This is a genomic window from Ferroplasma acidiphilum, from assembly GCF_002078355.1.
In the GTDB taxonomy this organism is placed as follows: Archaea; Thermoplasmatota; Thermoplasmata; order Thermoplasmatales; family Thermoplasmataceae; genus Ferroplasma; species Ferroplasma acidiphilum.
The window spans coordinates 956,880-978,275 of record NZ_CP015363.1 but is presented as its reverse complement, the minus strand read 5'-3'; the positions used below and the strand labels follow the sequence as shown (position 1 = coordinate 978,275).

Annotated in this window: 19 protein-coding genes; 10 read left to right on the top strand and 9 right to left on the bottom strand. The window is 32.5% G+C overall.

The features are described from left to right. The first annotated feature begins 384 nt into the window (after positions 1–384). A complete protein-coding gene (locus tag fad_RS04875) occupies positions 385–1,035 on the top strand; it encodes a type II toxin-antitoxin system death-on-curing family toxin (protein ID WP_081142295.1) in 651 nt (216 codons plus the stop codon). 82 nt (positions 1,036–1,117) lie between these two features. Here the strand turns inward: fad_RS04875 and fad_RS04870 are convergent, their stop codons facing one another. Beyond that, positions 1,118–1,657, bottom strand: coding sequence for a TetR/AcrR family transcriptional regulator (locus fad_RS04870; protein ID WP_081142293.1), 540 nt, complete (start codon positions 1,655–1,657; stop codon positions 1,118–1,120). A gap of 89 nt (positions 1,658–1,746) precedes the next feature. On the opposite strand from fad_RS04870, the gene fad_RS04865 reads away from it, so the two are divergent. Continuing rightward, the gene (locus fad_RS04865) at positions 1,747–2,781 is read left to right on the top strand and encodes an SLAC1 family transporter (protein WP_081142291.1); all 1,035 of its coding nucleotides are present in this window, start codon (positions 1,747–1,749) and stop codon (positions 2,779–2,781) included. 96 nt (positions 2,782–2,877) lie between these two features. Here fad_RS04865 and fad_RS04860 read toward each other — a convergent pair whose 3' ends face one another. Together fad_RS04860 and fad_RS04855 are read right to left on the bottom strand one after the other, a co-directional pair. Continuing rightward, positions 2,878–3,546 (bottom strand): hypothetical protein, encoded by a 669-nt coding sequence (locus fad_RS04860; RefSeq protein ID WP_081142289.1) that lies wholly within the window; start codon positions 3,544–3,546, stop codon positions 2,878–2,880. Between the two features lie 220 nt (positions 3,547–3,766). Then, positions 3,767–5,146 (bottom strand): ATP-binding protein, encoded by a 1,380-nt coding sequence (locus tag fad_RS04855; RefSeq protein ID WP_081142287.1) that lies wholly within the window; start codon positions 5,144–5,146, stop codon positions 3,767–3,769. Between the two features lie 492 nt (positions 5,147–5,638). Here fad_RS04855 and fad_RS04850 point away from each other — a divergent pair, with 492 nt between their 5' ends. From fad_RS04850 to fad_RS04840, 3 genes are all read left to right on the top strand, one after another. Continuing rightward, complete coding sequence (locus fad_RS04850; protein WP_081142285.1) at positions 5,639–6,448, top strand: N-acyl homoserine lactonase family protein; 810 nt, start codon at positions 5,639–5,641, stop codon at positions 6,446–6,448. 5 nt (positions 6,449–6,453) lie between these two features. Then, positions 6,454–7,731: a hydroxyacid-oxoacid transhydrogenase gene (locus tag fad_RS04845; protein ID WP_081142283.1), complete on the top strand. Its 1,278-nt coding sequence runs from the start codon at positions 6,454–6,456 to the stop codon at positions 7,729–7,731. Positions 7,732–8,194: 463 nt separating this feature from the next. Continuing rightward, positions 8,195–8,524, top strand: a complete 330-nt coding sequence (locus fad_RS04840) for a trehalose synthase (protein WP_081142281.1) — start codon at positions 8,195–8,197, stop codon at positions 8,522–8,524. A 123-nt stretch (positions 8,525–8,647) separates the two neighbouring features. Here the strand turns inward: fad_RS04840 and fad_RS04835 are convergent, their stop codons facing one another. From fad_RS04835 to fad_RS04820, 4 genes are all read right to left on the bottom strand, one after another. Then, positions 8,648–9,991, bottom strand: coding sequence for an ATP-binding protein (locus fad_RS04835; RefSeq protein WP_081142279.1), 1,344 nt, complete (start codon positions 9,989–9,991; stop codon positions 8,648–8,650). A 696-nt stretch (positions 9,992–10,687) separates the two neighbouring features. Beyond that, complete coding sequence (locus fad_RS04830) at positions 10,688–12,370, bottom strand: fatty acyl-CoA synthetase (protein ID WP_081142277.1); 1,683 nt, start codon at positions 12,368–12,370, stop codon at positions 10,688–10,690. Between the two features lie 186 nt (positions 12,371–12,556). Next, positions 12,557–13,717, bottom strand: a complete 1,161-nt coding sequence (locus fad_RS04825) for a thiolase family protein (protein WP_081142275.1) — start codon at positions 13,715–13,717, stop codon at positions 12,557–12,559. Positions 13,718–13,926: 209 nt separating this feature from the next. Further along, positions 13,927–15,165: an MFS transporter gene (locus fad_RS04820; protein ID WP_236940549.1), complete on the bottom strand. Its 1,239-nt coding sequence runs from the start codon at positions 15,163–15,165 to the stop codon at positions 13,927–13,929. A gap of 341 nt (positions 15,166–15,506) precedes the next feature. On the opposite strand from fad_RS04820, the gene fad_RS04815 reads away from it, so the two are divergent. The 3 genes from fad_RS04815 (at position 15,507) to fad_RS04805 (ending at position 18,394) form a co-directional block, all read left to right on the top strand. Next, positions 15,507–16,478 (top strand): hypothetical protein, encoded by a 972-nt coding sequence (locus fad_RS04815; RefSeq protein WP_081142273.1) that lies wholly within the window; start codon positions 15,507–15,509, stop codon positions 16,476–16,478. 468 nt (positions 16,479–16,946) lie between these two features. Continuing rightward, positions 16,947–17,348: an IS200/IS605 family transposase gene (gene tnpA / locus fad_RS04810; protein ID WP_081142271.1), complete on the top strand. Its 402-nt coding sequence runs from the start codon at positions 16,947–16,949 to the stop codon at positions 17,346–17,348. Beyond that, positions 17,345–18,394 carry an RNA-guided endonuclease InsQ/TnpB family protein gene (locus fad_RS04805; protein WP_081142269.1) on the top strand — a complete coding sequence of 350 codons (1,050 nt, stop codon included), beginning with the start codon at positions 17,345–17,347 and terminating at the stop codon, positions 18,392–18,394. The genes tnpA and fad_RS04805 overlap by 4 nt, the downstream gene beginning before the upstream one ends. 85 nt (positions 18,395–18,479) lie before the next feature. On the opposite strand, the gene fad_RS04800 is transcribed toward fad_RS04805, so the two are convergent. Both fad_RS04800 and fad_RS04795 read right to left on the bottom strand, forming a co-directional pair. Then, positions 18,480–18,767, bottom strand: a complete 288-nt coding sequence (locus tag fad_RS04800) for a hypothetical protein (RefSeq protein ID WP_155951128.1) — start codon at positions 18,765–18,767, stop codon at positions 18,480–18,482. Between the two features lie 165 nt (positions 18,768–18,932). Further along, positions 18,933–20,150 (bottom strand): ATP-binding protein, encoded by a 1,218-nt coding sequence (locus fad_RS04795; protein WP_081142267.1) that lies wholly within the window; start codon positions 20,148–20,150, stop codon positions 18,933–18,935. Positions 20,151–20,528: 378 nt separating this feature from the next. On the opposite strand from fad_RS04795, the gene fad_RS04790 reads away from it, so the two are divergent. Both fad_RS04790 and fad_RS04785 read left to right on the top strand, forming a co-directional pair. After that, entirely contained in the window at positions 20,529–21,131 is a 603-nt protein-coding gene (locus tag fad_RS04790; RefSeq protein WP_009886062.1) for a helix-turn-helix domain-containing protein, read from the top strand. 57 nt (positions 21,132–21,188) lie between these two features. Then, entirely contained in the window at positions 21,189–21,365 is a 177-nt protein-coding gene (locus fad_RS04785) for a DUF1059 domain-containing protein (protein WP_081143157.1), read from the top strand. Positions 21,366–21,396 lie beyond the last annotated feature (31 nt).

Sequence of the window (21,396 nt, the reverse complement as noted above, 5' to 3'; positions counted from 1 at the left end):
CTATATTTAAATCTATTTTACGATGATATATGCATAGCTCCTCTTTCCTTAATTGTAAGGTAACATCCAGTACGTAGAAAACACTGGCACACGCGCATCATTGGTAACTGAATTGATCTGTTTATATATTTATTTCTGGAATAAATTAATTTGATTGCTCCCCAAATTTTATGTATTTATAAATAATATGTTTCATTATAACCGATTTGTCGTTTAATGGCAATAGAAATATATTTAAATATAAAAGTTATAAGAGTTTATAGTGAAAAATATGGAAACTAAAATAACAAAGGAAATGGTGGATAAATACATGGATTTAATGCTGAATGAAAACCCGATGTATAAGTCAGTTATGGATAGACTTTCAAAATTATAATTTTTTAAATGAAATTTACATACAAAAATATTATAGAGATACATGAGAAGATTGCTAAGCATTATTCTATAGATTCTAATTATCTTAATATTAACGCAATAAAAAGTATTGTTTACCGAATGAATGATAATTTTAACAATAGCGATATTTATCCTACTATATATGACAAAGCAGCAGTCTTGTTTATGAGAATTATCCGGTGCCATCCATTTATTGATGGTAATAAAAGAACTGCATTGGCATCTCTCTCAGAGTATTTAGTCGATAATAACATTGTTTATTTAACATTTTCAAGTGATATCAGGTTTAGTGTAGAAATCGCCAAAATTCATTCAAATAATATTAGTGATTCACATATTTTAAAAAATATAAAAAGATGGATTATGTTTCATTCTGCAAATTCTAACGATGATATAGATATTATCATAGATAGACAGCTATCTTTAATTAAAACAATTATAGGCGTGGCAAAAAATAAGAATAGGCCTTCTATGATTGACAAAACTTTTGATTACTGGTATGCTACGGATATATATCCTTATTATACACCGTCCTATAGTGGTTTAGAAGGTATAATGCAAGAATTGGAAATGGAAAAAGTATTCTTTAAGCAGGTCGATTCTTTGATAGAACTAATATTAAAAGTGGGCCGAAAATAAAAGCGTGGTCATAGGTTTATATCCATTATACTATACGTATAATATAGAGGATAGTTGTGTAATAAATATACAACTAAAATATTTATTTATTCAGAAATCCGTTTACAAGGTCTTCTACATAATTTTCTATATTCTGCTCATTGTCATTCCACCATATAAGATAGCATAGAAGTGAACCGAAAAAAGACCTTTTCTTAGCTAATGAAAAATCAAGATTAGATATATTTTTGATTTTACTGAAAATTTCATCGAAGTTTGTAAAACATAGCTCCTTAAGTTTTTCCTTTATTTCAGGATACTTATTTTTATTGCTTATTGTATACAGAAAAAGATTTCTGAGGTCCTGATTTCCATATGAATCTAAAAATCTTGTACCCAGGTCATATAATATAGAATGGATATCACTGTATTCTTTTGCTTTTATGTAATTAAGCACATCTAATGGAACTGATTTTATAGCAGCGTCAATTATTAAATTTTCCTTGCTTCTATAATAGAAAAAAAGTAAACCCTTGCTAACTTTTGCATCACTTGCTATTTCATCCATAGATGCTTCATAGCCGTTGATTGAAAAATTTTTAATTGCCGATTTCAGAATTAAATCTTTCTTTAATTCTTTCATACCCAGTTATTCTTTATTTATATAAATAATATTTGACCAGTTAGTCAAAATACTTATATAATTACTGACTATATAGTCAATAGAGTAAGATGAAAAACAAAATTCTTTACATTTTCGGTTCAGAATGGTTCGGTATGGTAATAGCAACACTTGCAGTTTCCCAGGTTTTCTTTTTAGTATCAAAGTATTTAGTGAATATTGACTTAAAATATACAGGAGAGGTGTTCTTTGGGCTTGGAATTATAATGTTTATTGTAATATTTATTCTCTGGGCTATAAGGGGGCTTACAATACATGATAAAAAATATTTACACTGGAATAACTTAACGAGATTAAGTTTCATAGCCTTAATTCCCATTATATTGTTCATAATGGACCATATATTAATAGATTTAATAGGAATGTCAAAACTTTTAGCAGAAGTATCTTTATATAATTACTTTTTCAGCTATTTCCTTGCACTGGTTCTAGGAATATTACTTGGTTATAGATTATATACAAAGGAAATAGACAAAAATGAGATAAATTATGCTATAATAATACCCCCACTATCTATCGGTACAAGTATTTTCCTGGCAACACCCTTAATGGGCTATTACCATGGAGATATAGCAGAAACCATTTATTTCCTTGTATTAATGGGCCTGGGCATATTCTTTTTCCTGTATATATTTATAGGTTCTATTGCATTATCGGGCCACGTTTCGAATAAAGCAGATTCCACCTTGCCAACAGCAATGCTTCCTGTAGGTGTTTCAAGTTTAATAATAATTAATCTGTTATCAATAATGTCATTTGGCAAAGTAATAGGAGATATCACCTTAAATTTCGGAACTGTAGAATTTATTTCGATATTGTTATATGGATTTGAAGTCTGGAATTTCATTGTAGTTTTCATATTGGTATTCAGGAAAACAACATTCGGATATTTGTCAGTATGGGCATATGGATTTCCTTTAGGTTTGTTTGCAACCTCCACAATAAAACTTGAAAGCGCTTTAAAAATTCCATTCTTAGGCGATATATTTATTTTCATCTGGATAGTTTTAATGATATTATGGGTGTACGCTTTAATTAATACATATGTATTTGTCGACAGAATAAAGCACTCAGTAAAAGCATAAATGTTTTAAATATATTTAATTTCAACATTCAGAAAACTAATAGTATGTATCCCTAAAGGAGTATTATTTATAAATGGATTTCAATTTAAATATAATTTAATTGATTTTGAATAATTTATAATTATAAGATTTATAAATATAAAATGCTAATAAAACAATTATTGCAGAAAATATTGTTATTATTGATATGGAAAATAAATTCAGGAATCTACTCATTTCAGATATTAATAATATTATAATATCCGCAATAGCAAGTATTAGTAATATACCACCAACATCCACTAATGTAGAATATTTTATATTTTTATTAAAGTTAGTATTTATTGATATTATCCCTGAATTAAGAAGTTTATAAAATATATTCATCATTCTAGATATTATTATTGAACAAATGAGTAAAAGAGCCACTAAAATATAAAGTGTTATATTGTTTTTACTTAATAAATAATAAACTGAAAAACTAATAATTATTGATAATAATACAAAAGCCTCGATTAATTTTATGTTGCTACGATTTTCTATTTTTTTATTAAGTTTTATATTAATTTTATTTATTAATTTAACAGAGGTTATAATTACTATTGAAAAACCTATTAATATAAGAATTAATGCATAATTGATTATTAGATTTTTAGAAATAATAGCCTCAACTGAAAACATTACAATATAAATTAAAATAGCAGATATAAAGAGTTTAACGGCTATCTTTTTATTTTTTTCCCGTTTTTCTTTAACATTGCCTTTAATTCTCTCCGGATCATACATTCATATAATTATATAAATTTTTTATATTAATATTTCTACTATAATTGTAGGGGATGATAACATCACAGATACTGCATCTGAATTGGTGGGACTTCTAAAAAATACGGTATGCCCTCAATGTGCCTAGGCCTTTGGATACATTATTCTTATTATGTTTTCATTGTTGGCATTTAACAGTATTGAGCAATCTTAAAATTAAAACTCATAAATAAATTTGGCATTATAAATCATCCAGATCAAATACATAATAACCATTTTTCCTGAGAAGTTCTTTGTTTTCTATATTCTTTGCAATGATGCCGAATACAGGATGGCTATTCACACTTATATTGTTATATATTTCTTGCATATTCTGTATTATTTTATACGCATCTCCATAGCTCAATTCTTTATATTTTACTTCAAATATTCCGGTATGGTATTTTTGAGAGTCCTGTATTACCACATCAAATTCATAATTAGAATTGCTGCCTACCTTATTTTTAAGTTTCCCCCAGGATCTCCCTATATAAGATATGGCAAATGGCAATTTATCTTGATTATGCAATAATAAATCTCGAGCTAGAAACTCAAACCTATGTCCGAATAACGTACTTATTTCATTTTTAATTTTAGAAATAACTACTTCTTCATTATTCATTTCCAGCAAACTTCGAAACGGATAAACAAATTTAAACCAGAAGTTAAAAAGATTATCCTTAATATAGTAAATATGTTTATTCCTGACATTACTTTTGATTATTGAATCCTCTCTTGCTATTAACTCTGCCCTTATTAATACGTCCAGAACCTTGGATAGTTTATTCTGTGTTATCCTGGATTTTGACGATATTTCATTAAAAGTGGTTGCACCTGAACCTATTGTATCCAGAACTGCAAAATAAGATGTTAAATCTTTAAATTCCTCATGTAATAAATTTATTGGTTCATTATACAAATATGAGTTTTTATTAAGAATTTTCTTCTTTATGTTATTATAAATATTTCCAGAATCGAATTCCTCAAGATACCTTGGAACACCACCCAGAACCATATATATTCTAGCAAGATTATTTATATCTGTTTTAAAAAAATTACGGGACTCAATGAAATTTAATGGCTTTATATTCATTTCAGCAGTTTTTCTGCCATATAGTGCAGTTCCGTATCCTATTGCAATTCTGTATATTGAAGATATCAGGGAACCTGAAAGAATCAGGAATATTTTTGTTGTTTTTAATTTTTCCCAATGCCTTTGCAATATTGTTGGCCATGATTTCAAAACAGATGTTAGGTACTGAAATTCGTCTATTACTACAATAAATCTATTATTTTTCGATATAGAATAGAGGAAATCAAAAAAATTATCCCAGTTTTGAAATCTAACATTATTGAACTTTTCAGATGCTATATCAGAAAATGTATCCAGAATGTTTTCACTTGCATCAGCTATAAAAAATAGAGAGTTGTCCTTATTTTTTAAAAATTCATACATTAACGTAGTTTTTCCAATTCTCCTCCTACCATATATCAGGATCAATTGGGCTCTATTTTCATTGTTCAAATCTTCTAAATTATTTAATTCATTTATTCTATCAACAAACATTCTTTCAGGTATCATACTTTGAATAATGTAAAAGTGTATTAAAAGTTTTACATTCCAATAGAGCAGTTCAATTGTTGTAATTTCAAAATGACGCTGTATAATAATCCTCTATCTAGATGTTTGTATATATTCGTCTGGTAATTTATCAACTGTTGATATTTACTATTACTGGCAAAGCAATCTTTAATGATGATTTTTGAAGAGAAATCATTCTATATTTTTTATACTAATGAATTTAAGATATAACCTATTCAATACATCGAGTAGCCCACTCTTATCCAGGTATCTTGCTGAATTACCTGTGTTTCTACCTGGAAAGACTATACATCTCAGGTTTTGTCAGAATTTTAATATTACAGCAGATCTGTTCCACCATCTATTAATCCTATTATTAGGATAAGAATTATAGTATTTAATTATGAATTGGTATTATTTTTCTCATCAACCTAATAAATATATTATGTTTCACCAGATATCTTTAAGTATTAACTAATGGTGTAATCAAATATGTATGCAGAAAAAATTTATCTTCTGGATTATGGATGGCTTGGCGGAGACTGTGGCTGGTTTCTACCCGGTGCAGCAGGAGGGGCCATGACATATTCTAACAGAAACCCTGAAAAGAAGTGGATAGAAATACCTGTTTCCGGAGCGTTGATACAGCATAAGGATGGTTATATTTTATTTGATACTGGAATATCTCCTGAAGCAATGAAAACACACGAAAAAGGACTTATGGAAGCTTTTCCGATAACGAGGATATCCGATGAAAATAAGCTTGAAAACCAGCTCAAAAAAATTAATGTCAAACCTGCGGATATTTCATTTGTTGTTATTTCTCACCTACATCTTGATCATATAGGCCAGGCTGGAATATTTAAAGATTTAAAAACACCTATAATAGTACAGAAAACGGAACTTGAATCAGCATTATCATTATTATGGCAGGGGAAAGGCGGAGCTTATGATATATCTGATTTGGATCCACTCAGGAACGCGAACTGGTTCCCTATCAACGATGAAAAATTTGAAATTATGGACGGCGTAGAAGCTGAATTTACCGGAGGACATACAAGGGGCCATCAGGTATTAAATGTAAAAACAAAAAACAAAAAATATATTTTCACCGGTGATTATCTTCATTTACCGGAGGAATATAATACTGAATCAAAGGGATGGTTATTATCAAATGCAAATGAATGGCAGGATTATATGGGTAAATTAAAATTGAAAGGCAAAACAGGCACCAATATGGTAATAGGCCATGATCCGGATCTCTGGAACAAATACCCCAGGGCACCAAATTATCTGGAGTGATATAAATGGATCCGATACATACATCTATAACTGAATATAATGATTCCATTTTTGTAATCAATGTACCTAGAATAAAATTCGGGGTAAATTCTACAAAGGAAACGGGTTATGAGGCAAAATCACTTAACATTAAAAATGCAATGGTCTTTGCAGGAAAAAAATTGAGTGAATCAAGACAAATGGAAACTTTAATAAATTCTCTCAATGAAAATAATATTAATTATAAAATAATAGATGAAATAAGGGTAGAGCCCGAGGACACTGCATGGTTAGATACATATAAAAAAATAAAGGACGAAAAAATTGATGGGTTCATATCCTTAGGTGGTGGGTCTACGATTGATACCGCAAAGATAATGGATTTATTATATACATATAAAGGCAATTTAGAAGATTATATTAACAAACCTATAGGGAAAGGAATTTCTCCACCTGGTCCATTGAAACCGCACATAGCAATACCGACAACAGCAGGGACAGGAAGTGAAACCACAAATGTGGCAATATTTGATGTTACTAAAATAAAGGTAAAAACAGGCATAAGCAATCCATACCTACGACCTACCATTGCAATAATAGACCCGGTTAATACCTATTCACTCCCACAGAGTGTAACCGCTTCTTCCGGATTGGATGTATTGAATCATGCGATTGAATCATATACTGCAATACCCTATACAGGAAGGCAAAAAGTAAATCCAGGAGATAGACCGGTATATACTGGAAATACACCCATAGGAGATTTATTTGCAAAGGAAGCAATAAAGTGGGTACATACTTACATGAAAAGAGCTTATTCCGATCCATATGACTCTGAAGCCAGATATTATATGATGTTAGGGTCAAGCATAGCTGGCATGGGATTTGGACATGTTGGTGTACACATACCTCATGCAATGGGATACCCTATTGCGGGTATGATCAAAGAATGGCATCCGGATGATTATGATTTTGGTTATCCTATTGTACCGCATGGAATTGGTACAGCTATTCCTGCTGCATATGTATTCAGATATTTATCGAAATATAGTGATAGATTTAAAGATATATCCAGTATCCTTGGAATTGAATCAGGTGATACAGGTGATGCATTGTTTGAATACTATATAAAATTGTTAAAAGCGTTGAAAATACCTACTAATTTAAGTGATATAGGATTTTCAGATAAAAACGTAGAGGATCTGGTTAACGGTACTTTGAAGCAGCAAAGGTTAATATCATTATCTCCGAAAATGCTTGATAAAAAAGAATTAACTGAAATATTCAAGGAATGCATAGGATAAAATGGATATAAAATATAGTTCGAATAGATTATATAAATTCTTTTAAAAATAATACAACAAATATAATTTTTTAGAATAAATTGGAACCGGTGCATATTTCCATCATATTGAGGCGAATCGCATATTCCTGGTTCAATTCAATATAATGTACCATTTACAAAATTTCGATACTGTTATTATTGCAACTCCTTTAGCAAGTGTGGATCTTAGCATTTGAATGCTCCCTATTACATTTGCTTTATATTGAGGGCTTTCCTTTTATGTATTTCAATAAAAAAAAATTACATTGCCAAACATTATTCTGGCCTGCTGCAAAATGTATACAAGCATAAAACATAGTTGCTAGAATTCTGGATAAAGTATACATTTAATTATCCTGATCAGATATGGACACTGGTAATGAAGTTTGGACAAAATCGAACGCGTTTTATGGGCTACTTCCGGTATTACTCTCGTACAAATTATGGTTGGATTTTATCTCTCACAGATTGCAAACCCCGTACATTCTGAAATTTTAATTTTACATGTATCACTGGGTATACTTCTCTTTATCATGTCAATTTTATCTTATATGTACACTAAAAATATAACAAGGCTTGCCCATCTTGCAATAGTTAATATTTTGTTGATAGTTATAACCGGTATAATCGGGTCAGGATTTATCATACTTAAAACAAATAGCTTCTACTCAACATATATTCCATATTTGCATATGTTACTGGCAATTGGAATAATAAGCAATTATGCCGTCATGCTTGGTATTAAGAGGACAATTAATAGTGTAGACAAGTAATGAAAGGCTAGGAAATGAATAATAACGCATTTTTACATTTCCAAATAAATGCCCACTTAAAGGGCAGATTTAATCTGTGCAGCTCAAAATGTATAAAATAAACTCCATCAACTCATTTATATCTCACTTATTATGAAATAAGTCCAGCAAGTAAGTATTTGAATTTAGTAGAAAGTTCAATAATTTAACATATTGAATTTGAATGCCGTCAACGGTTTCAACCTTTTCCACATTATAATTTATAATAACACCACTATTTAAATTGAAATTCTTGCAAAAGTTTGTTATGCCTTTTATCTCTCTTTGAATATTACCTTCATTGAGTTTATACGTTACCTGAAATGGAATTATAAATGCTTTTAATTTAATCACAAAATCGGTTTCATAACCATTTTTATAATAATATAAATCAAAATTTAACAGGTATTTATTTCTTAAAAGCTCCTGAAATACTATATTTTCAATAAAATGCCCCTTATTTTCGCTGAAATTAAACCCTATTATATAAGGAAAACTATTATCAACAGAAAATATTTTTCTCGGGCTATTTTCTTTTTCCTTCAATGAGTATGAAAACATATCTAAAAATGAAATTATATTCGTAGATTCAATATAATTAGAATATCGTTGCACAGATTTTACAGGTATGGCTCTGTTATTATTTTTCGTAGAACTGGATATCCGGTTATATGTGATTGTAGATGAGATATTTGTTAAATAATACATAATCAAATATCTTAAATTGTGTTCATTGGATACATTATACCTCTCAATTATATCACGGATAATTATAGTGTCAAAATAACTTATTATTAAATCCTCTTTTATGTCTTTATGCAGAACTGCCGCTGGCATCCCGCCATATTTTATATACTCTTCAAGCAATTTTGCAATTTTCTCCATATTGAACAGAATCGCATTTTGCTCTGAAATTTTAATATTATTAAACGATAAAAACTCGGTAAACGAAAGGGGCATGATGTTGATATTAATACTTCTACCGGATAATAGGGTAGAAAATTCAGAACTTAACAATTTTGATGATGAACCGGTAATAAGGAATTTTACACCCTTCTCGCTTAATCCCCTAACGAATCGCTCCCATCTCTCGATTTCCTGTGCCTCGTCCAGTACAATCAGTATATTATCACTTTTTTTAACCAAATTTGAATATGCATCATATATATCTAACAACAAATTGTAATCAGCATCAATAAATCTTTCATCGTCTAAATTGATAATTAAGGTATCAAATTTATTATGTGATCTTATCCAGCGATTAACTACCTGCCTGGCTATATAAGATTTTCCTGATCGCCTGATTCCTGTTTCTGTTACTATATTTATATCTATTAAAAATCTTAAAATATTATTAACATAATTATCCCTAGGAACTCCGGTATCAATATCTTTATTCCAGAAGTTATAATTCGATAAAATACTTATTAACTCTTCCTGTGTTTTCATCTATGTGTCATATAAGACATACTTTTATATTAATATTATGTCAACTGTGACAAATAATATGTAGTCTCCAGATAGGAATATATATCCATTCAGGGGCTATATAATAGTCAACTACCCACTAAAGCAGTGGGCTTGCACTTCCAGATTTGTTGGCATGGCAACCCCTTGCGGGAACGGAGCACAATAGGCAGGTTGACTTCAGGGAACAACCCTTACCAGTCCTTTCAAATGATGGCATTACCCTCGCCAGTCAGGCAGAGGCGTATGTTATACATCCTTCGGTGTTGCCACCGGAACCCTCAGGCAACCTTAGACACAATCCATGCGAGTCAGGAGGTTTTTATTATAAATATAATAGGATAATATTATATAAATCTCTCGCAATTCTTCTCACGGCTAAAGCCATGGGCTTCCTTGCGACTGGATCGTGAAAATATTTAAAATTCTGTTTATCGAGTGATGAAAGAATGTTTATGTTCATAATTTTGTGTAAATATAAAGGTATGATAAAATGGAATTATCAAAATATTTTATATACAAAATTGTATATGCAATTTATGACCTAAATAATCTTCCATGATAGTTATCTTCTATCCTTTTAATGTCTATGAAATTAAGATGGATTTTTTGAAACACTAAAAATATGAAAATCCTTAAAGTATGAATTTGTAAAACACTGGATTGTTACCTCTATTATTATTTTGTTTCATAGTAATTGGCAAATGTATTCCGCAAATCCCTCTTCAATATTTTTCCAGATGGCGATTTTGGGAGTTCATCCGGCTTGATAACTATCACAGCCTTAGGAACCTTGAAAGGTGAGAGCTCTTTTCTACATAATTCTATTACTTCATCCGGGTTTATAGTTCTTTCAGGTTTGGGTACCACTATAGCTGTGACGGCTTCTACCCATCTCCTGTGTGGCAAACCTATAACGGTAACTTCCGAGATGTCCGGATGTTTAAATATTGCCTCTTCAACTTCCCTGCTAGAGACATTTTCTCCCCCGGTTTTAATCATATCTTTCTTCCTATCAGCTATCTCAAGATATCTATCGTTGCCCATGAATCCAATATCTCCGGTGTGGAACCATCCATGCTTAAACGTCTCTTCCGTCTTTTCCGGGTCTTTAAAATACATTAGCATAACATGGGCTCCCCTTCCCGTGACCTCTCCTGGAATGCCTGGCTCAATTATCTCATTATGATTGGCATCTTCAATTCTTGTTTGCATGTTCAGGCCACTTCTTCCTGCAGTTTTGGGCAATCTTAAAATATCTTCATGATTTGCCACTGTATGGTACGGAGCCAGCTCCGTCTGGCCATAGTAATTGTAAAACCTGGCCTGAGGAAGCTTTTTCATCAATTCTTTAAGTGGTTCTTCTGGAAATATTGAAGCTCCATAGTAGCACTTTGTAAGGGAACTGAAATCATATTTGTCAAAATCAGGATATCTCAGCAGGCTAATCCAAACTGTGGGGGCAAGGAAAAGTATTGTGGGCTTATACCTATCTACATACCATAAAATGTTCTCTGGATTCGGGTTTGTTAACATTATGTTTGTTCCGCCAATATAAAATATGGGCATTACAAAAACATCCCGTTGGGCAACATGAAAAATAGGCATTGGATTAAGGTTTATGTCATCGGAGTTGTATTTGCCGTCAATAATGGCACCAACATACTCTGAAATGAGTGATTCGTTGGACAGAACAACGGCCTTAGGCAATGCCTCGGTTCCACTTGTGTAGGTGAATGTTACCGGATCCTCAATATTTAAGATAATATCTGGCTCTTCAGAAGAAAAAGTTTCATGCAATTCATCAAAATTCAGCCACTTATTGTCCGGCGGTGGATCGTTTAAACCCTGGTTTGACCATATAAATGTTTTAACAGTTTTCAGATCGCCTAAAACGCCTTTTATTTTATCATATAATGAATCTTCTACAATGAGCACTTTTGCCTCGGAATGGTTTATGCAATAAGCCAGGTCCTTTCCAGACATGAGATAATTAAGAGCTAAATAGATTCCACCCGCTTTGGCAGCCCCGAATATTGTTAAGACATGATGAAGGGTATTATGAGCCAGGATCGCAATTCTGTCGTATTTTTGAATTCCTAAGTTTAGAAATGCGTTTGCTGCCCTGTTGGAGTTCGCTTCAAGTTCAGGATACGTTAATTTAATTTCTCCCTTTCCCGGATGGTTAAAAATCAGGGCGGCCTTTTCCGGATATCTACAGGCATTCCGTTTTAAAAAATCAGCTATTACCCACCTTCTTATTTTGTTATGCCTATTTCTAAGTTTTTTAATGTTATCTTCGGTTATGTTAAAGAATTCGTCAGGTATGGAATTTGTTTTTTCTTTTCTGTCTATTTCCATAAATATTTAATCCATACCATTATATAATCTTATCTAACAGTACTATCGCCGACAGTGAATGGGAACATACTTTTGAATCATATAATATTAATGCTTTACAAAGTTATTATTGCAATTAACTATACATAGCTCCATTTAAGCACCTCTCAACTATTTAAAAAGAGAAGTTTATAGGAAACAATTTCTCTATTCTACCCTCTCTATTATAGCGCCATTAGCCATGCCCCCGCCTTCACATATTGCTATTAATCCATAGTGTAATTTTCTTGTATTTAAAATATTCACCATTGTTGAAACTATTCTTGTACCGGTTGCACCTAATGGATGGCCCAGTGCTACAGCACCTCCTTTAACATTTACCTTTTCATGTGGCACATTTAATTCCTTCTCCCATGCAAGCACCACAGATGCAAATGCCTCATTAACTTCAAAAACGTCAATGTCTTCAATTTTCATCCCTGCACGGTCCAGAACCTTCTTTGTTACCGGTATCGGGCCGGTTAGCATCGTAACTGGATTTACGCCAACTGCAGCAGTGGATACGATTTTTGCGACCGGCTTTAAATTATACTCTTCTACAGCATCTTCAGATGCAAGAATTGCAATGCTTGCCCCGTCAGATATCTGGCTTGAATTACCAGCTGTGACTAATTTCAAGTTTGGGAAGGCAGGAGGCAATTGGTTCATCTTCTTTAAATCCGGACTATCCCTTATTCCTTCATCTTTTTCAAGTATGGTATTCCCGTTATTTTTTACAGGAAGAATCTCGTGTTGAAATACATTCCTTGATTGCGATGCCCTCATATGGCTTGTATAACCAAGAAAATCCATATCCTCCCTTAATATTCCATATTTCTCTGCTATAAGTTCTGCACCGTATGCCTGGCTGAACCATTCATTATTCATTTTATACCTGAGGTTCAAACTTTCAGTCACCGGGTTTGCGTCTTTAATAGTGCTAAGTATGGGTATCCTGGTCATAGATTCTACACCGCTGGCAATTGCAATATTATAATCGCCGGATATTATGCCATTTTTTGCAAACTCAATTGCCTGCAAGCTTGATCCACATTGCCTGTCTATGGTAACACCGGGAGTTGATTCTGGAAGGCCTGCAGACAGCCATGAATTCCTTGCAATATCTGCACCCTGGTTTCCTACCTGGTCAACACAGCCTGTTATAACATCATCAATCCAATGAGGGTCAATTTTATTAATTGCAAGAGTATCTCTGGTTAGATTGCCCAGAAGGTCCACGGGATGCACATCTTTTAAACTCCCATTCCTTTTGCCTATGGGCGTCCTTTTTGAATCTATGATATATACAGTATTGCCTGAATTATTCATAAAAGCACTATTATCTATTATGGCTTAAAAATTTTGATTGGGCATTTAGGAATGCTGGATTGGAATGTTAAGTGGCAATATAACTTACCGGTTTTTCCTATTCCCTACGATTTGTAAATTCCGGTATTTGATTAGCAACGTATAAAAAATAGCACTTTTGCTGTATTCATATACAATGGGGTTACCCTGTTTGCAAAAATAAATTAAATTTATTTAGATGCTGTATAAGCCTCTACATTCTGTTCAAGTGATTTATTTTTCGTTTCAGGTGCTAAAAATATAACTACAAATAAACCTAAAACTGAAAATGCGGCAAATATTGATAAGGATTTAAAAATTGGGAATAAAGGAAATAAAACTATACCCATTATTGCACCTACCCTTGAAACAGATGTTGCAAGCCCCTGGACGCTTGACCTTATTGATGTGTCGAATATTTCAGTAGGATAGAATAATGTTACAGCACCTACCCATTGCTCAAAGAGAACAAATAGGAAATAAAATGGAACTGCATATAATCCTGTTATTTTTATTACTGACCCTAGAATTAAAAGCACCGACATAATAAAAAATCCCCCTATAATTAAAAACCTTCTGCCAAGTTTGTCTGCTAAGGGCAAAGCAATTAAGTACCCTGAAATGCCACCTACCGATATTAACATGCTAATCTCAGCTATTTGCCTGAACTGATCCTTGAATCCCAGTGCACTGAAAATAACTGGATAATAAAATCCTAATCCATATGCCGCAACATCAAAGACAAACCATGCAAGCAAAACAAATATGAGCATTGTATAAAATTTCGGGGATTTCTTATTATATTTCTTATAATCTTTCTCCTTTGATAAGAGCCACCTCGGGGATTCAGGTATTTTAAACCTTAATAATATTACAGGTATAGCTATCAGGCCGCCTATTATAAACGTATATCTCCAGAAATATGCATTAACCACAAATATATAATTAACAAAAGACGAAACAAAAGCACCTAACCAGTACATGCCTACCATTGAAATTAATAATTTGCCCCTTGATTTCTTAGGGGAAAACTCTGCCATCATTGTTGAACTTATTGGATAATCGCCGCCAATGCCTATTCCCATTAAAAACCTTGATAAAAACAGTTCAATAAAATTATTTGATAAGCCAGCTGTTATGGCAAAAACAACGAAGAATATCAGGTCCAGCCCGAAGATCTTCTTTCTTCCAATTCTGTCGGATAATAATCCGAGTACAGGCGCTCCGATAAGCATTCCAACAAAGGATGAAATATCAACAAGTATATATTCCATTTTTGTGAAATCCAATTGTGCAGGTATAACCAGTATGGCCATTGTTATTATTGACAGATCATAGCCATCCAGGAATATGCCCATAGAGGACAGTGTAAATAACTTCTTCTGTTGAAACCCTATCTTTCCGGTATCCAGTTTATTAAAATTATCCATATAACCACCTTTTACACTTAAAGAATCCATATCAGGGTTCAAAATACAGAAATTACTTAATTCTAAGCTATTATTGTGAATATTTATTTAAATTTTTTTACTGGATGTAGTAATATTTACCATCTGTATATGTAAATCTTATAATATCAATGAGTTGAAAAAATAGTGTGGGATATAAAAATACAGATATATTGTATATTGAGAATTTAATGGCAAATATAAAAATAATAGAACGGTTAATTGGAGATGTAATGAATGCAAATACAATATACATTTAGCTGGCATAACAATTAAAATCCACCGGTCAAAAAATTTATATGCAAATAAAGGTTTATATGTAAATGGCAAAAATAGTCAGCAATTTTAAGTATGTCATGTTCCTGATTGCTACTGGCTTATTTGTAGGAGTTTTTACTTTTCTGATCCTATCCTTGCCGGGAATATACCGTGACACAGTATCGGTGTTTATTTTGCCTCCAGCTATTGCAGCCATATTCACGTTAATCAGCTTTACCTCGGCAAGAAAATTAAGAATGAGTGGCAAAAGGCTGGCCAGGTCACTGGGTCTTTTCTTTATAATGGCCTATATAATGCTTGAATCCATTTTTGTCATTATTACCTTCCATACAATAGAGGCATTATTACTGCTAATCCCTGCAGACCTTGTACTAATGTCCATTCCTCTTTTTATCCTCTTTAGCAGGGGCAAGAAACAGGACGGATTAGAATTCAATACTGATTTAACTTCAAGGTTGCAGTCCATGGTTGGAACAAATTCACCCGAAGTGTATACAAAAGCAGGTGTTGGCCTTATGTTTGGCGGAAGTACTGATGCTGAACCATGGAAAATCATCATCTATAAACACGCTTTGGAATCCTTAAATGATGAAGAACTGGACATGTTAATGCTGGAAATATACTACAAAAAATTATTAAAAACAGGCCGGAAAACAGTAAACTTTGCATTCTCTCTTGTTACATTTTTATTCGACGCTTATATTGCTTTATATGTAGTGGACATGAACGTTGCTCCGGTATTCACTCCATATTTTATCGGGGCAGAATTAGGGCTTTTTATAGTTATTCTTTTGATTCCCTTAATATTTTCACATGTAGCCATGAAAGGAAATATTGCTGTAGATAAGCAAATACTCTCACATAACGGCAACAGGATGGCCCTGATTTCACTTATTAATAGAGAGAATGACCGGGAACCTGCAACAATGATGACACAGAGGCAGTATGACCGCTTTAAGGCAAAACAGAAAATGAATGCTAAAAAGCGCATAGAAAACCTTGATATTATAGATTAATTACCACATATTTGTTTTTAGTTTATTCCATGGTAATATCCGATAGAATTTTTCTATATGCGGTAAGTCTCTACATCCCCGATTCATCAAAATATCTGGCCGGGATTATCTAAGCATATGAAAATAACAATTCAATTGAATATTTTATTCTGATGCGTCTTACCTGGCATGTACATTAATAAAAAATATTAACTGAAATTTTTTCGTATTTATATGCGTTCAGATTGTTATTAATTATAAATAACCCGATATTTATGGCTTCTGATTGGGTGTAGAAAGTCCTGTAAAACAACTATTAACGTTTTAAAATACATCGGTGAAGCTATAGTTTTCTGTACATAAAGTTCATATTCTTCTTGAAACCCATCTTTTCGAACTTCTTTACGATCCCTTAGCAGAAAGCCCGCCAGTTTTAACTGTGGGATGAATGCGTAAATTATATATATCTGTCAATCATATATTATTATAATGGTATCGGAACGATGGACAAGAAGCAATAAATCGGTATATAATCTGGGATACCATATTATCTGGTGCCCTAAATACAGAAGGAATGTATTGGTAAATGGCATAGATGTAAGACTGAAGGAATTATTAAATTATAAAGCACAGGAATTAAAGATAGAAATTAAAGAAATGGAAGTTATGCCAGACCATATACACATATTTTTAAAAGCAGATCCAGTATTGAGCCCACATTATATTATTCAGCAATTCAAAGGATACACTTCCAGGATACTAAGGCAGGAATTTCCTGTATTGAAACGTAAGCTGCCAACACTATGGACAAGAAGCTATTATATAGAATCTGTAGGCCATATATCCGAGCAAATAGTCAGGAAATATCTAGAGGATCAGAAGAAAGTATGATATTGACCTATAAAATTAAACATGGAAAAGATTTTTCGGAAGAATTAAACAAAGCCAGGTTAATAGCAGAGTTTGCCATTAAAACAAAATCCATCACATCTAAGGATGTCAAGCAATTCGGATTAAAATCAGCCATTTCAAATCAGATACTCAGGAAATACTCCAGAAACTGGAAAGCAAAGGATGTACATAGAATAAAATTAACAGTGCCACATCAGGGAATAAAATGTAGCCATGAGGATAGAACAATAACCATAACTCCATTAAAATTAGAATTGAACTATTATTTCAGGAATGACTTTGATAAAATAAGCCAGATTGAACTGGATAATAAATTTGCATATGTGTCCATAAATATACCTGATAACAATTTAATTGAACCCAATGGATACCTGGGAGTTGACAGGAACACAACAGGGCATATTGCTGTTGCAGGCAATCCTGAAACAGGGAAAATAATAAAACTGGGAAAGGAGGCAGGGCATGTACACAAGAAATATAAGAATATGAGGAAGAATCTCCAGAAGAAAGGAAAAAACAGGAAAGCTAAGAGAATAAAGAACAGGGAAAGCAGAATAGTTAAAGATATTAATCACAAAGTAGCTAAAAAGATAGTGCAGGAGGCTAAGAATAATGGAATGGGAATAAAGCTCGAATATCTAAACGGAATAAGAAATGCAAAATCGAGCAAGAGTTTCAGGTATTCCCTGAATAGCTGGTCATTCTATCAGCTTAAAACTATGATAGAATACAAGGCCAGACTACTTGGAATACCTGTTGTCTATGTCGATCCATATAATACATCTAAAGAATGTAGCAGATGTGGACAGATAGGCAACCGTTCAGGAAAATCATTTAAGTGCCCCAATTGTGGGCACGTTGATCATGCTGATGCCAATGCTTCGTTCAACATAGCATTGCGTCCAGTATTTGAGGAAGGCATAGATCAATTGTACGTAGACAGTGATGCGTACAAAGGGAACACTGATATCCCTAAAGAGGCAACGTTAGGAACGGAGACGACCTTAGAACATCACATGCTTTAGCTGTGGGAGTATGTCAGATTGAAATCTTGGGTGTGCAATCCTACCGAGACTGCCTTTCCCTTCCATTCCTCGAGGAAAAGGTTCATCATTTGTTTTCCCAGGCCCTGACCTCCAGCTCCTTAAGGACAAATATGTCATCTACGTAAAGCCTGTTATTTTCCAAAAGCGACCCTCTCAGGAACCTAACGATTCCTCCATCTACAACAGCTACCAGCACATTGAACTTTGACTTACCTATCAGCTTTTTCATTTCACTTGCCTCAAGACAGTCCCACCAATCTGGAAATTCCTGGTGGGCAAGTCTGTCTATTTTCAGCAATGATTCAAGATCTTTCGTCTCGGCAAATCTAATCGTAGTTTCCATCTGAATCAACATTGAAAAAAGAGACATCACTATTAAAACTTTATTCTGTAAACTAATTATAAGGTCCAGCGACTGGTGGTCTGTAGAATACACAATATTATCTATTCTCTGTACTCTACGGGAATATTCAAATGTATTGACAAACACTTACCCGGTATAATTTGTTAATCATACTTATATCATTTCCAGCATCCATTTCCATACCGGTTTTACCAGTATTTTTTTGTTTTCTATTTCAAAGGCATCTTCCTGATCCAGTGTGATTATTAAACCGGTGGAAAGATTGAACTTCTTAACAGCTTCTATTATTCCATCAATTTCCCGTTTCTTATTATCCACATTTAATTCAGATGTTACCTGTACTGCCATTTTTATATTATTTTTCTCTTTAACTATGAAATCACATTCATTATTACCTTTATAATAGAATATCTCTTTATAAGTTCTGCGTATAAATAAAAATACAGAATTTTCCAGTAATCTGCCATAATCCATGGAAAATGATGCTGAGTTTGCCAGTATAAGCTTATTATCTATACAATATACCTTCTTCTGATTCATTATCTGTTTTTTAAACGAATAATCAAATTTTGGAATTGTAAATAGTAAATAAGAATCTTCTAGATAATGAATAAACGAAATTACTGTGTTTACAGAACCCAGTTTAAAAGTTTTTTTGAGTTTATTATAAGAAAATTCATTCCCTGTGTTTGTCAATAAATATAAAGCAATATTTTTTAATAGTTTTGAATCGCGCAATTGATGCCTGGCAACTATATCCCGCTCTATTATATCAATGAATAATTCTCTTAGTATTTCTTCCTTTTTATACTTCAAATATTCCGGAAATCCACCTTCCTGTAAATATTTCATGAATGATTCAATGTTTGCCTCGAAATTTTCTAGAGATAAAAACTCTTTAAATGAGAATGGAAAAAGTTCCATATTGATATGCCTGCCTGTAAGTTTTGTTCCCAGCTCTCTACTTAATAGTGATGCATTTGAGCCTGTAATGAGAAACCTTTTAGCTATGTCCAATTTTTGCCTAACAAAAACTTCCCATTTATCAATGTTTTGAATCTCGTCAAACATATAATAATTACATTCTTTAAACAATTCTTTAAAGACATTATCAAGTTTTTCAAAATCGTTGCTATCAAAATCATTAAGCCGGACATCTTCAAAATTTAAGTAATAATAATTATCAATATTGCTGATATACTGGTGCAATAATGTACTTTTACCGCATCTGCGTATGCCGGATAATATTATTGCGTATGGCATATCTAGATTGATATCTTCTAGTTTCTCTCTAGTAGTTCCATATTCAAAGGCTTTCAGATCATCCCTCTGGGAATTGACTACTCTCTTTAATGTTTCCTTTAGAATCATTCCTTATATATTGCATGGTATATATTTAAGTCTATTCATTGCTAATGAAAACTATTGTTCATTACAACTGCACAGAAATTTAAAGACTGCTCCATACAATTTCGTAGTCTTATCAAACATGTAATTATGCATAAAGCAATGGTAGCTAATAAAACCGTTACTGTTAAAATTGTTTATTTTGCTATATCCAAACAGATAAGCATTAACAAATTATCTGTCTGGATTATCAAATAACTTACGATACTAAAATTATCAACCTATAGATACGTATAGTGGCCATCAACCCGGAGAATAGCACTTTCCTGGAATATTAAAATGTTTTAATATGTTTTCATAATAAATGATATTATTTATAAATGAACATTATATATAATCACTATGAAGGGGCATCTTATAGAAATAACACTGACGGCGGAAAAACCATCCTGCGACGTATTAAAAAAATTGGCACCATTAAATTTAAAGGTCAGAATATTCCAGATAAATCCTTCTGCAGGCAGTACAAATCACCTTATGGGAATTGAAAATTATAAGAAAATCCGCGAAAGCATAAAAGATGACAAAATCACTATTTATGAAAATCAGAGAGATAAGACATGGTTAGAAACACATAGCTGCGAAATATGCAGGGCAGTTGCCTTATCAGGCTCAATAATAACTTCGGTTAAGATATTAGAAAATTTAAAAGTACAGTATAAAATTTTACTTAAAAATAAGAAGGCCCTGGAAACTCTTGACCAATCAATAGATGGAATTAATTACAATTATGTGGAAAGTGTAACTAAACTGCCGGAGGAGCTGACTTTAAGGCAAAAAGAAGTATTGTATATTGCATTTAAAAATGGTTATTTTGAATTTCAGAGAGGGATTAACCTGGACGGATTGGCCAGCGAACTTGGAATAAGCAAGAAGGCTGTCCAATCAGACCTGAAAAGAGGTATTGACAAGATAGTAAAAGAATACATATTTAATAACATATAGGTACACATATGATATGCTTAAGTTATATCCTATTTGTCTATAATTGAATTGATAGAAATGGCTTACGAATTTAAATGTAAGGATATAGGAATGGATTGCGGATTTGACGTAAAGGCAGATTCAGTGGATGAATTAATACCTGTAATACAGGCACATGCAAAGAATGCACACAACATTAACGAAATAACCCCTGAATTATTCGGAAAGGTCAAAGCCGCAATAAAACAGGATTAAACATATAGATTTTATATTTTAAGGCTTTAAA